The sequence below is a fragment of the Nissabacter sp. SGAir0207 genome, from assembly GCF_005491205.1.
Taxonomy (GTDB): Bacteria; Pseudomonadota; Gammaproteobacteria; order Enterobacterales; family Enterobacteriaceae; genus Chimaeribacter.
Genome location: NZ_CP028035.1, coordinates 2,617,180 through 2,628,995, shown reverse-complemented (window position 1 = coordinate 2,628,995; position 11,816 = coordinate 2,617,180). Strand labels below are relative to the sequence as shown.

12 protein-coding genes are annotated in these 11,816 nt (G+C 65.6%); 10 read left to right on the top strand and 2 right to left on the bottom strand.

The genetic code is table 11. The annotated features are described in order from the left end of the window. Positions 1-72 precede the first annotated feature (72 nt). The 5 genes from C1N62_RS11570 (at position 73) to C1N62_RS11550 (ending at position 5,030) form a co-directional block, all read left to right on the top strand. A complete protein-coding gene (locus tag C1N62_RS11570; RefSeq protein ID WP_137763773.1) occupies positions 73-1,080 on the top strand; it encodes a zinc-binding alcohol dehydrogenase family protein in 1,008 nt (335 codons plus the stop codon). Positions 1,081-1,254: 174 nt separating this feature from the next. Beyond that, a complete protein-coding gene (locus C1N62_RS11565) occupies positions 1,255-2,175 on the top strand; it encodes an ABC transporter substrate-binding protein (protein WP_137763772.1) in 921 nt (306 codons plus the stop codon). Continuing rightward, complete coding sequence (locus tag C1N62_RS11560) at positions 2,175-3,347, top strand: ABC transporter permease (protein ID WP_370465563.1); 1,173 nt, start codon at positions 2,175-2,177, stop codon at positions 3,345-3,347. Before C1N62_RS11565 ends, C1N62_RS11560 begins: the two co-directional genes overlap by 1 nt. Continuing rightward, positions 3,344-4,288 carry an ABC transporter ATP-binding protein gene (locus C1N62_RS11555; protein ID WP_137763771.1) on the top strand — a complete coding sequence of 315 codons (945 nt, stop codon included), beginning with the start codon at positions 3,344-3,346 and terminating at the stop codon, positions 4,286-4,288. The genes C1N62_RS11560 and C1N62_RS11555 overlap by 4 nt, the downstream gene beginning before the upstream one ends. Beyond that, complete coding sequence (locus C1N62_RS11550; protein ID WP_137763770.1) at positions 4,269-5,030, top strand: ABC transporter permease; 762 nt, start codon at positions 4,269-4,271, stop codon at positions 5,028-5,030. Before C1N62_RS11555 ends, C1N62_RS11550 begins: the two co-directional genes overlap by 20 nt. Positions 5,031-5,220: 190 nt before the next feature. On the opposite strand, the gene yedA is transcribed toward C1N62_RS11550, so the two are convergent. Further along, positions 5,221-6,123 (bottom strand): drug/metabolite exporter YedA, encoded by a 903-nt coding sequence (yedA, locus tag C1N62_RS11545; RefSeq protein ID WP_137763769.1) that lies wholly within the window; start codon positions 6,121-6,123, stop codon positions 5,221-5,223. Positions 6,124-6,227: 104 nt separating this feature from the next. Further along, entirely contained in the window at positions 6,228-7,007 is a 780-nt protein-coding gene (locus C1N62_RS11540; RefSeq protein ID WP_137763768.1) for a MerR family transcriptional regulator, read from the bottom strand. 231 nt (positions 7,008-7,238) lie between these two features. On the opposite strand from C1N62_RS11540, the gene C1N62_RS11535 reads away from it, so the two are divergent. The 5 genes from C1N62_RS11535 to dinG all read left to right on the top strand — a co-directional run bounded on the left by C1N62_RS11535 (position 7,239) and on the right by dinG (position 11,812). Next, complete coding sequence (locus C1N62_RS11535; RefSeq protein WP_137763767.1) at positions 7,239-7,796, top strand: helix-turn-helix domain-containing protein; 558 nt, start codon at positions 7,239-7,241, stop codon at positions 7,794-7,796. 11 nt (positions 7,797-7,807) lie between these two features. After that, positions 7,808-8,338: a GNAT family N-acetyltransferase gene (locus C1N62_RS11530; RefSeq protein WP_137763766.1), complete on the top strand. Its 531-nt coding sequence runs from the start codon at positions 7,808-7,810 to the stop codon at positions 8,336-8,338. A 31-nt stretch (positions 8,339-8,369) separates the two neighbouring features. Next, the gene (locus tag C1N62_RS11525) at positions 8,370-8,849 is read left to right on the top strand and encodes a GNAT family N-acetyltransferase (RefSeq protein ID WP_137763765.1); all 480 of its coding nucleotides are present in this window, start codon (positions 8,370-8,372) and stop codon (positions 8,847-8,849) included. Between the two features lie 78 nt (positions 8,850-8,927). After that, positions 8,928-9,563, top strand: a complete 636-nt coding sequence (locus C1N62_RS11520) for a glutathione S-transferase family protein (protein ID WP_137763764.1) — start codon at positions 8,928-8,930, stop codon at positions 9,561-9,563. Positions 9,564-9,640: 77 nt separating this feature from the next. After that, positions 9,641-11,812: an ATP-dependent DNA helicase DinG gene (gene dinG, locus C1N62_RS11515; RefSeq protein WP_137764999.1), complete on the top strand. Its 2,172-nt coding sequence runs from the start codon at positions 9,641-9,643 to the stop codon at positions 11,810-11,812. Positions 11,813-11,816 lie beyond the last annotated feature (4 nt).

Below are 11,816 nucleotides of genomic sequence, written 5' to 3'. Positions count from 1 at the left end.
GGGTCATACCCGGCTTCGGCCATTGAGGTGCGCCGCGGCGCACTGCCACACCATAATTGCGAGGAAGTGAAAATGAAAGCGATAGCCTATGAACAATCCGGCCTGCCGATTGATGATGCGCGTGCGCTGTTTGATACCGACCTGCCGGCGCCGCAGCCGGGCGCGCGTGACCTGCGGGTGCAGGTGAAGGCGATCTCGGTTAACCCGGTGGACACCAAGGTGCGCGCTGGCGGTGAAACCAACGGGCCGCGGGTGCTGGGCTGGGACGTGGCTGGCGTGGTGGAGTCGGTGGGGCCAGAGGTGACGCTGTTCAAGCCGGGCGACGAGGTGTTCTATGCCGGTTCCATTATCCGCCCCGGTTGTTACAGCGAGCTGCATCTGGTCGATGAGCGCATCGTGGGCCGCAAGCCAGCCTCGCTGGGCTTTGCTGACAGCGCCGCGCTGCCACTCACCTCCATCACCGCCTGGGAGCTGCTGTTTGACCGCCTCGGCGTGCCGGAGCAGGGCGGCGAGGGCGATGTGCTGTTGATTGTCGGCGCGGCCGGTGGCGTTGGCTCTATCCTGACCCAACTGGCACGCCAGTTGACGAAAATGACGGTGGTTGGCACCGCCTCGCGCCCGGAGACTCACGACTGGGTGCGCCAGCTCGGCGCGCACCATGTGATTGACCATCACCAGCCGCTGGCGGCACAGCTAGAGAACCTCGGCATCAATCAGGTGACCCACGTCGCCAGCCTGACTCACACCGACAGCCACTACGCACAGCTGGTGGAGGTGCTGGCGCCGCAGGGCAAGCTGGGGCTGATTGATGACCCGGCCACGCTGGACGCCACGCCGCTGAAGCGCAAGGCGATCTCGCTGCACTGGGAGCTGATGTTCACCCGCTCAATGTTCGAAACCGACGACATGATCAAGCAGCATGAACTGCTGAACCGCGTCGCCGCGCTGCTGGATGAGGGCACGCTCAGCACTACCCTTGGCCAGCACTTCGGCACCATCAATGCCGATAACCTCAAGCGCGCCCATGCGCTGATCGAGTCTGGCAAGGCACGCGGCAAGCTGGTGCTGGAAGGCTTCTGATCCCCTGAGTGACCCCCGCTGGCCTTGGGCTGGCGGGGTACGCATCGTCTGAAAATCCCCCTTTTGTCGCACCCCGCGCCCTCCGGGCTGGTCAGCCGGGGAATCGCGGCTATCCTTTTGAGTGTCAGCGTGTTTATCCAGGGCAGCACGCCATAACAATCAGGAGGAGTCACCATGTCCCGTTCCCCTTTCCGTGGCCGTTGGCTGGCGGCGGCATTAATGGCCGTGGCTGGCCTGGCGCAGGCGGCCGAGCCAGTGCGCGTCGGTTCCAAAATTGACACCGAGGGATCGCTGCTCGGCAACCTTATCATCCAGGTGCTGGAAGCCAACGGCATCCAGACCACCAACCGCTTGCAACTCGGCAACACCAAGGTGGTGCGCGGGGCGATCACCGCTGGTGAGATTGATATCTACCCGGAGTACACCGGCAATGGCGCGTTCTTCTTCTCACAGGAGAGTGACCCGGCGTGGAAAAATGCGCAGGCTGGCTACGAGAAGGTAAAACAGCTCGACTACGAACAGAACAAGATCGTCTGGCTCGACGCCGCGCCAGCGAACAATACCTGGACCATCGCCGTGCGACAGGATCTGGCGCAGCAGAACAACCTGAAGACCCTCGAGGATCTGGGCAAGTACATCAGCGGCGGCGGCAACTTCAAGCTAGCCGCCTCGGCGGAGTTCATTGAGCGGCCGGACGCGCTGCCGGCCTTCCAACAGGCCTACCACTTCACGCTGAAACAGGATCAGTTGCTGTCACTGGCCGGTGGCGACACGGCGGTCACCATCAAGGCGGCGGCGGAGCAGACCTCCGGCGTCAACGCTGCGATGGCCTACGGCACCGACGGCCCGGTGGCGGCGCTTGGCCTGCAAACGCTGGACGATCCGCAGAACGTGCAGCCAATCTACGCGCCCGCGCCAATTATCCGCGAGGCGGCGCTCAACCAGCACAAGAACATTCCGGCGCTGCTGAAACCGGTGTTCGCCTCCCTTGACGGCCCGACGCTGCAAAAGCTGAATGCGCAGATCGCCGTCGGCGGGCGTGACGCCAAAAAAGTGGCGGCCAAATACCTGCAAGACCACGGCTTCGTGAAGTAATGGCCGGGCCGGGTATGCGCCGGGGCGTCAATCCGGTGCTGTTGCTGCTGCTGGCGCTGATGGTGCTGGCGCTCGGCGGGCTGGGGCTGGTCAGCCACGCGCCAAACCGGCTGGTCTCCGGCCGGGCGATAGGGCTGCTGGCACTGCCGCAGGGCGGCGGCGCGCTACTGGGGCTGCCGTTGGCCGGGTTGCTGGTGCTGGCGCTGCTGCCCCCGGCGCGCTGGCGCGCCCTGCTGACGCTGCTGCTGGCGGAGGGGCTGCTCTATGGCCTGACCGCTGTTGCTGGCACGGCGGCCACGCTGCTGGCCGGTGATGGCGACGGCATCGCGCGCACCTCGCTCGGCGGCGGTTACTGGGCGGCGGCGGCGCTCTGCGTGCTGGCGGGAGCCGACGCGGTGTCACGCCTGACCACCCACCGGGGCTGGCGGCTGCTGCTCAATGCGCAGATGGCGCTGCCGGTGGTGGCGCTGCTGGCGAGCGGGCAACTCAACGCGCTCTCGCTGCTCCAGGAGTATGACAACCGTGCCGACGTGTTCCACGAGGCGCTGTGGCAGCACCTTGGGCTGCTGGCGGGTACGCTGGTGCCAGCGCTGCTGATCGGCCTGCCGCTCGGCGTGCTCTGCGCCCGCTCTGTGCGCTGGCGCGGGCCGCTGTTCCCGCTGCTCAACATTATCCAGACCATCCCCTCCATCGCCCTGTTTGGCCTGCTGCTGGCACCGCTGGCCGGGCTGGCGGCTGCCTTCCCGTGGCTGGCGCGCGCCGGTATCAGCGGCATTGGCCGCGCGCCGGCGATCATCGCGCTGGTGCTCTACGCGCTGCTGCCGCTGGTGCGCAGCGTGGTGGCTGGCTTGCAGGCGGTGCCGCCACAGGTACTGGAGTCGGCGCGCGGCATGGGCATGACGCGCGGCCAACTGCTGCGCCGGGTGGAGCTGCCGCTGGCGCTGCCGGTCATTCTGGCCGGTGTGCGGGTAGTGGCGGTACAGACCGTCGGCATGGCGATGGTGGCGGCGCTGATTGGCGCTGGCGGTTTTGGGGCCATCATGTTCCAGGGGCTGCTGAGCAGCGCGCTGGATCTGGTGCTGCTGGGGGTGATCCCGGTGGTGCTGCTGGCCGTGGTGATCGATGGCCTGTTCACCCTTCTTGTCTCTGTTTTGGAACCCTCGCGCAGATGATCCAGTTTTCCCAGGTAAGCAAAACCTATGGCGGCAAGCCGGTGGTGGACGCGTTGACGCTCAACATCGCCGACGGCGAATTCACGGTGCTGATTGGCACCTCCGGCTCCGGCAAATCCACCACCCTGAAGATGATCAACCGGCTGGTGGAGCCAGATCACGGCGAAATCCTGTTCGCTGGCGAGGCGATCCACGCCTTCAAGCCGGAAGACCTGCGGCGGCGGATGGGGTATGCCATCCAGTCCATCGGCCTGTTCCCGCATTGGACAGTGGAGCAGAATATCGCCACCGTGCCGCGCCTGCTGAAGTGGCCGACGGCAAAAATCCGCGCCCGCGTGCGCGAACTGCTGGGGCTGTTGCATCTGGATGAGGCGTTCTTAAAGCGCTACCCACACCAGCTCTCTGGCGGCCAACAGCAGCGGGTCGGGGTGGCGCGCGCGCTGGCCGCCGACCCGGAGGTCTTGCTGATGGATGAGCCGTTCGGTGCGCTGGACCCGGTGACACGCGGCGCGCTGCAACAGGAGATGGCGCGCATCCACCAGTTGCTAGGGCGTACGGTGGTGCTGGTGACCCATGACATCGACGAGGCGCTGACGTTGGCCGACCGCATCGTGCTGCTCGATCAGGGGCGGGTGCAGCAGCAGGGCGCGCCGCTCGACCTGCTGGAGCGGCCAGCCAACGCCTTTGTGCGGGAGTTCTTTGGCCGCAGCGATCTGGGCATCAAGTTGCTGGCGCAGCGGCAGGTGGCGCAGCGGGTCAGGCCGGGGCAGGCACCGGGCGCGCCCATTGAGGGCGGCCTTAGCCTGCGCGAGGCGCTGTCGCTGTTTGTGGCGCGCGGTGCGCAGGTGCTGCCGGTGGTGGATGGCGCGGGCGCGCCGCTGGGCGTGCTGCACCTGTCCGATCTGGTGGAGGAGGGCGGCGATGGCGCACCCCACGCGTAGCTGGCGGCGGCTGCGTTCGCCGCTGCTCTGGGCGCTGCCGCTGTTGCTGGCCTTTACCTTCGGCATGGGCCAGCTCGGCGGGGTGTTCCACAGCCTGTTCCCGACGCTGCAACGGCCGCTCTACCTGCAACAAAGCTTCCCGTCACTGGTGCTGGCGCACCTGACGCTGGTGGGGATCTCCAGCCTGATTGCGGTGGGCGTGGGCGTGGCGGCAGGGATTGCCGTCACCCGCGAGTGGGGGAAGCCCTTCCGACCGCTGCTGGAGACGGTGGTGGCGATGGGCCAGACCTTCCCGCCGGTGGCGGTGTTGGCGGTGGCAGTGCCGGTGATGGGTTTTGGCCCGCAGCCCGCGATTCTGGCGCTGGTGCTCTACGGCCTGCTGCCGGTGGTGCAGGGGACGCTGGCCGGGCTGGCCTCGGTACCGGCCGCCAGCCGCGAGGTGGCACTGGGCGTCGGCATGAGCCGTTTGCAGATGCTGGCGCGCGTGGAGCTGCCGCTGGCCGCGCCGGTGATTGTCAGCGGTATCCGCACCTCGGTGATCATCAACATTGGCACGGCGGCGATCGCCTCCAGCGTCGGCACCCAGAGCCTTGGCTCGCCGATTGTGATTGGCTTGAGCGGCTTCAACACCGCCTATGTGATACAGGGGGCGATTCTGGTGGCGCTGCTGGCGATTGTGGTGGATATGCTGTTTGAGCGCTGGGCCGACGCCCTGCAACGGCGGCGCGGCCCGGTGGCGTAGCGGATCAGGCCGGCGGGCCGATGACAATGGCGTAACCGGCCAGCATCACGCCGCCGATCGCGCCAAGCGCCATCAGTGACACCACGATGATGAACACTTTTTTCGGGATACTCTTCATATCAGCTTCCTTTGGTTGGCAACAGGATTATAGAGCCTTTCCCCCGCCAGGCAACCGCTGGCGGGGGCGGCGTTACGCCGTGCCGTCCCGGCGGGTGAACAGCAGCTTGCCGAGCGTCACCATCAGCACCGCGCCAAGGATGATCGCCAGCGCCAGCCACTCGGTGCCGGAGAGCCGCTCGCCGCCGAGGCTGATGCCAATCAGCACCGCCACCATCGGGTTGACGTAGGCGTAGCTGGTGGCGAGCGCCGGGCGCACATTTTTCAGCAGGTACATGTAGGCGCTGACGGCGATCACCGAGCCAAACAGGATCAGGTAACCCAGCGCCAGCAGGCTGCGGGTGGAGGGGGTGCCCGTCAGCTGCTCGCCGTGTAAATGGCCAGCCAGCAGCAGCACCCCGCCCGCGATCAGCATCTCCGCCGCGCCAGCCATCGGCCCCTTCGGCAGCGGCAGCCGCGCGCTCCAGACCGAGCCGAACGCCCAGCTCAAGGAAGCGATCAGGATCAGCACCGCGCCCAGCGGGTTCCCCACCAGATTATGGCCGGTGTTGAGCAGCACGATCCCCACCAGCCCAATCGCCACCCCGGCCCACTCCACCCACGTGTGCGCGATGCCCCACAGGCGGCTGAAGCAGAGGGTGAACAGCGGCACGGTGGCGACCATCACCGCCGCGATGCCGGAGGGCACCTGCATATGCTCCGCCACGGTCACCAGCCCATTGCCCACTGCCAGCAGCAGCACGCCAATCACCCCGGCCGCCAGCCACTCGCGGCCAGTGGGCAGGGCGTGGCCGCGCAGCCGCAGGAAGGTGAACAGCAGGATGCCCGCCACCAGATAGCGCAGGCCAGCCATCGTCAGCGGCGGGAAACTCTCCACCCCCAGCCGGATGGCGAAGTAGGTGGAACCCCAAATAAAGTAGAGTGCGAATAGCGCTCCCAGCAGCAGCCAAAAGGCACGCGAGGCAGGTTGAGGCATAGTGATCATCCGTGGCGGGAAAAAGAGGGCCATAGCTAACAGGATTGTGGCCGGTTGCGCAAGGCAGGCCGCAAGAAAAGCGGGGGAGGGGGAAATAAACCGATTTACTGCGCAGGCAACCCTGAGTCGTCACTCTGCAATGTGGCGGCGCTCCCCATCAGCTCCACATTCAGGCCCTGCGCCTGCCAGGCCAGAAACTGCTGCTGTTGGGCAGGGCTGAGCCGCCCCTCTGACCAGAGCACGAAGCGGTCACACAGCAGGGGTTCCAGTTGCGGCGCGGCCAGCGGTTCGGTCAACACCTCAACCCGCGCGCCCGCCTCGCTGCGTTTTAGCCCCTCCAGCCAGAGATCGGCGCGGTCAGCGCGGCCCCAGCCGATGATCATCAGGTGCTCGCCGGGCGTTTTGCGGCCTGCGGTCAGGCAGAAGGCGGCGTACTCCAGCAGCAGGCCATCCAACAGGCTGCGCAGCGTCAGCAACTGCACGTTGCCGCTGGCGAGGCGCGCGCGCAGCGGCCGCAGCACCTGATCCACCAACTGGCCGGCCGGGTATTCGCGGCCATACTCATTCAGCATCTGGCGCAGGCGGTTGAGCTGGCCGCCCTGCAAGGCAACCAGCAGGGCGTCGGTCAGTTGCGCCCAGCCATCGCCAACCTGCTCCACCTCGCCGCCATTCTCCAGCAGCGCGCGCACCTGGCCGACCGGCACGCCACGTTCGATCCAGGTCAGGATGGTGCGGATGCGCGCCAGATCCTCGTCGTCAAACAGGCGATGCCCGCCCTCGGTGCGTTGGGGTTTCAGCAGCCCGTAGCGCCGTTGCCAGGCCCGGAGGGTAACCGGGTTAATGCCGCAGATCGCGGCCACTTCGCCAATGCTATAACGCCTCATTGTCTCCCCGAAAATCGCGAATCATTGAAAATATGAATAGTGATCATGTTATCAAATATACGCTCTCCAGACATGATCTCGGTTATTTTGTTGGTCAAAAAAACTTTAAAAATGTATCAGCAATGGGGTACGGAAACTATGATGTAGATAAAAATTCATCATAATGATGCTTTTTTGTTGCGTTTATCTCATTTGAGGGATAATTTCCCAAAAAAGAGAAAAGGAACGCCTATGCAAACCCAGGATACCCGGCTGGCCGCAAGGCTGGTGCAACTGCGCATCACTCAAGATCTGACCCTGGCCCAACTGGCTGACCAGAGCGGTATCAGCCGCGCCACCCTCTCCCGCATTGAACGGGCCGAAAACAGCCCGACCGCCGCCCAACTCGGCAAACTGGCGCAGGTATTTGGCCTCACCATGTCGCAACTGCTGCATGAGATTGATGAGGCACCGCCCGAACTGCTGCCTCGCGCCCTGCAACCCATCTGGCTGGATGCCGAGACCGGCTTTGAGCGCCGCTCCGTGTCGCCGCCAGCCGCCGGTTTCCGCGCCGAGCTGATTGAGGGACGGCTGCGCGCCGGGGCGGAGATTGCCTACGCTGGCGCGCCGGTCGCCGGTATGCAGCAGCACATCTGGCTGCTGGAAGGGACGCTGGAGTACCGCCTTGGCGAGCGCACCTACCAGCTAGCCGCGGGCGACTGCCTGCGCTTCCGGCTTCAGGGGCCTTCCCATTTCCGTGCGACCGGCCCGGCCGACGCACGCTATCTGATTGTTATCTGCCAACACTGACTGGAGCCTGCATGATGAGTGAGATTCACTATACTGTTACCCATTCCCTGACCCAAGACGATCTGCACCAACTGGCGCAGGTGCTGACGGCTTGCGTCGAACAGGGCGCCAGCGTCGGCTTTGTCCAGCCCTTCGGCATGGCGCAGGCGCTGGCGTTTTGGCAGGGCATCCAGCCGGGGGTGGAGAGCGGCGAACGCATCCTGCTGCTGGCGCGCCAGGCGGGGCGGATTGTTGGCACGGTGCAGTTGCTGCCGGCCATGATGCCCAACGGCCCACACCGGGCAGAGGTGGCAAAGTTGCTGGTGCACCCGGCGGCGCGGCGGCAGGGTGTGGCGCGCGCGCTGATGCAGCGGCTGGATGAGGAGGCACTGGCGCGTGGCCGACGCTTGCTGGTGCTCGACACCCGCAGCGGCGACCATGCCGAGCGGCTCTACCAATCGCTGGGATACCAGCTGTGCGGGCAGATCCCGCGCTATGTGCTGTCACCAGATGGGCGCGGTGCGTGGGAACCCACCACCGTCATGTACCGCCAGCTGGCATAGGGCGGCCACTTATTATGCGGAGGCAAAAAACATGGGGGAAAGCGCAATCACGGTGCGGCGCGCGGCAGCCGAGGGGGCGGATGCCACCCTGTTGATGGAGGAGCTGTCGCGGATGCTGCTCTCCATCACCGGCAGCAGCGGCCGCGCCTCCTTTGACGCCGAGCAGATGCAGCAGCCGGGCTGCTGCTTTGCGCTGGCCTACGATCCGCACGGCAACCCGGTGGGCTGTGGCGCGTTCCGGCCGCTGGAGGAGGGAATTGCCGAAGTGAAGCGCATTTACGCGCGTGACGGCGCGCGCGGCGTGGGTTCCGCACTGCTGGCCTTTCTGGAGGCGGAAGCGCGGCGGCTCGGCTACCGTCAGGTCTGGCTGGAGACGCGGCTGGTCAACCTGAGGGCGGTGCGCTTCTACTTGGCGCATGGCTACCGTGAGATTGCCGCCTACGGCGACTACATCGGCAAGGCGGACGCGGTCTGCCTTGGCAAAACCCTCGGCGACAGTATGGAAGGGTGATCGCCGCCGAATTGGCGCCAGACGATATGGTCTACAGTTAACGGAGGAGCACAGACCCTATTTCACAGGAGCATGGCCATGAGTGGAACCTATACGCTGTTTGGCAGCAAAGGCTGCGGATCAGTGATTGTGGCGGCCGCGCTGGAGTTGACCCGGCTGCCGTACCATTACCAGGAAGTGGATTACCATAAGCCCAGCCCGGAGCGGGATCGGCTGTTGCAGCTTAACCCGCTGTGTCAGGTGCCGGTACTGCTGTTGCCGGATGGCACCGTGATGACCGAAAGCGCCGCGATTCTGGTGCTGCTGCACCTGCGCTGGCCGCTGGCCGGGCTGATCCCCTCCAGCGCCGGTGGCCACCTGCCAGCCTTCCTGCGCTGGATCATGGTGATCAACGCCCAAATTTACCCCTCCTTTACCTACGGCGACAAACCCGAGAAGTGGCTGCCGGGTGCCAGTAACGCCCAGTTGCTGACCGAGAGCACCGACGGGCTGCGCAAAAAACTCTGGTTGCAGATTGAGGCCGAAGCGGACGCCACCGGCCCCTGGTTCTTTGGCGAAACCTTCACCGCCCTCGACATCTATATTGCCGTGATGCACCACTGGCGGCCGGGGCCGGTCTGGTTCGCCGAGTACGCGCCGCGTCTGGAGGCGATCGCCAAAAATGTCGCCCGCCACCCGCGGCTGGAAGCGCTGTTCAAGGCACACTTTGGTTAACGGATGTTCACCCGCAGGCTGACGCGCGCGCCGGTCTGTGGGAGAATGGCGGCCAGATCCTCTACCGAACCGATGTGATGCCGCTCTCCTCCGCCGTAAAAAACCAAATCAGCCAGTGGTACAAAGCCCTGCAACAGCAGATCCCCGACTTTATCCCGCGCGCGCCCCAGCGCCAGATGATCGCCGACGTCGCCAAAACCCTCTCTGGCGATGAGAGCCGCCATCTGGTGATTGAGGCACCGACCGGCGTCGGCAAGACGCTCTCCTACCTTATTCCCGGCATCGCCGTGGGCCGCGCCGACGGCAAGCCGCTGGTGGTGAGCACCGCCAACGTGGCGTTGCAGGATCAGATCTATAGCAAGGATCTGCCGCTGCTGAAAAAGATCATCCCCGATCTGAAGTTCACCGGTGCCTTTGGCCGTGGGCGCTATGTCTGCCCGCGCAATCTGGCGGCGATGAGCAGTGAAGAGGCGGCGCAGGGCGATCTGGGGCTGTTTCTGGATGATGAGCTGGCACCGGCCAGCGGCGAGGAGCACGCGCTGTGCGTCAAGCTGGGCAAGGCGCTGGCCGACCACAGCTGGGATGGCCTGCGTGACCACCATCCGCAGACGCTGCCCGATCCGCTGTGGGGCAAACTCAGCACCGACAAGGCCAACTGTCTGGGGCGCAACTGCCACTACGTGCGCGAGTGCCCCTACTTTATCGCCCGTAAGGAGATTGAGAGCGCCGACGTGGTGGTCGCCAACCATGCGCTGGTGATGGCGGCGCTGGAGTCGGAGTCAGTGCTGCCGCCGGCCAAGGATCTGCTGCTGGTGCTGGATGAGGGGCACCACCTGCCGGAGGTGGCGCGCGACGCGCTGGAGATGGAGGCGGAGATTGGCGCGGTCGCCACCAACTTCCAGCTGGATAACCTGTGGCGGCAGATGGAGGTGTGCATCAGCCACTTCCCGCCGAAAAGCCCGCCGCCGCTGGCGAATCTGGAGCGGCTGAAAAACCACTGCGAGGAGACGCGCGAACTGCTGGCGCAGGTGGAGCGCCAGCTCTCCGGCTGGCTGCCAACCGACGTGGTGGAGGCGGAGTACCGCTTCGCGATGGGCGAACTGCCGCAAGATCTGCTGGAGGCGTGCGCCCGGCTGTTCAAGCTGACCGACGCGCTGCGCGGGCTGGTGGAGTTCATGATCAATGACCTCGGCGAGAAGACCGGCAAGCATGACGTCGTGCGGCTGCACCGCACCCTGTTGCAGATGAGCCGCTCCTTCGGCTACCTGGAGGCGATGAGCAAGCTGTGGCGGCTGGCGGCGCTGGAGCAGGCCTCCAACGCGCCGATCAGCAAGTGGGTGACGCGGGTGCAGCGCGACAACGTGGCGCACCTGTCGCTGCACTGCGTCGGCATCCGCGTCAGCGACCAGCTGGAGAAGATGCTGTGGCGCAAGGTGCCGCATGTGGTGGTGACCTCGGCCACGCTGCGCTCCCTCAATAGCTTTGCCCGGTTGCAGGAGCTGAGCGGCCTGAGCGAGCGCGCTGGCGATCGCTTCGTCACGCTCGACTCGCCCTTCAACCACGTTGAGCAGGGCAAGCTGCTGATCCCGCAGATGCGCCACGAGCCGCTGCTGGCGAATGAGGAGGCGCATCTGGCGGAGATGGCGCACTTCTTCCGCGCGCAGGTGGCGGCCAAACAGCACAAGGGGATGCTGGTGCTGTTCGCCAGCAACCGTGCGATGCAGACCTTCCTCAGCCATGTGCAGGATCTGCGGCTGATGCTGCTGGTGCAGGGCGACCAGCCGCGCTACCGGCTGGTGGAGACGCACCGCAAAAAGGTGGAGGAGGGGAGCCAGAGCGTGCTGGTCGGGCTGCAATCCTTCGCCGAGGGGCTGGATCTGAAGGGCGATCTGCTGACGCAGGTGCATATCCATAAAATCGCCTTCCCGCCGGTGGACAGCCCGGTCATTGTCACCGAGGGCGAGTGGCTCAAGACCCTGAAGCGCTACCCGTTTGAGGTGCAGAGCCTGCCGAGCGCCTCCTTCAACCTGATCCAGCAGGTGGGCCGCCTGATCCGTAGCCACCAGTGCCGCGGCGAAATTGTCATCTATGACCGCCGGTTGCTGACCAAAGGCTACGGCCCGCGCCTGCTCGGGGCGCTGCCGGTCTTCCCGATTGAGCAGCCACCGATGCCGGAGGGCGCGCCGCCGAAACCCAAGCCCGCCGCGCCAGCCAAACGGGCGCGGCCCAGTTGGCGGCGCGGGCGCTAGGGGC

Coding starts and splice junctions, on each gene's coding strand:
- C1N62_RS11540 (WP_137763768.1), bottom strand. CDS start 7,007: ATGAGGCGTTATAGCATTGGCGAAGTGGCCGCGATCTGCGGCATTAAC.
- C1N62_RS11535 (WP_137763767.1), top strand. CDS start 7,239: ATGCAAACCCAGGATACCCGGCTGGCCGCAAGGCTGGTGCAACTGCGC.
- C1N62_RS11520 (WP_137763764.1), top strand. CDS start 8,928: ATGAGTGGAACCTATACGCTGTTTGGCAGCAAAGGCTGCGGATCAGTG.
- dinG (WP_137764999.1), top strand. CDS start 9,641: ATGCCGCTCTCCTCCGCCGTAAAAAACCAAATCAGCCAGTGGTACAAA.
- C1N62_RS11525 (WP_137763765.1), top strand. CDS start 8,370: ATGGGGGAAAGCGCAATCACGGTGCGGCGCGCGGCAGCCGAGGGGGCG.
- C1N62_RS11565 (WP_137763772.1), top strand. CDS start 1,255: ATGTCCCGTTCCCCTTTCCGTGGCCGTTGGCTGGCGGCGGCATTAATG.
- C1N62_RS11530 (WP_137763766.1), top strand. CDS start 7,808: ATGATGAGTGAGATTCACTATACTGTTACCCATTCCCTGACCCAAGAC.
- C1N62_RS11550 (WP_137763770.1), top strand. CDS start 4,269: ATGGCGCACCCCACGCGTAGCTGGCGGCGGCTGCGTTCGCCGCTGCTC.
- C1N62_RS11555 (WP_137763771.1), top strand. CDS start 3,344: ATGATCCAGTTTTCCCAGGTAAGCAAAACCTATGGCGGCAAGCCGGTG.
- C1N62_RS11560 (WP_370465563.1), top strand. CDS start 2,175: ATGGCCGGGCCGGGTATGCGCCGGGGCGTCAATCCGGTGCTGTTGCTG.
- yedA (WP_137763769.1), bottom strand. CDS start 6,123: ATGCCTCAACCTGCCTCGCGTGCCTTTTGGCTGCTGCTGGGAGCGCTA.
- C1N62_RS11570 (WP_137763773.1), top strand. CDS start 73: ATGAAAGCGATAGCCTATGAACAATCCGGCCTGCCGATTGATGATGCG.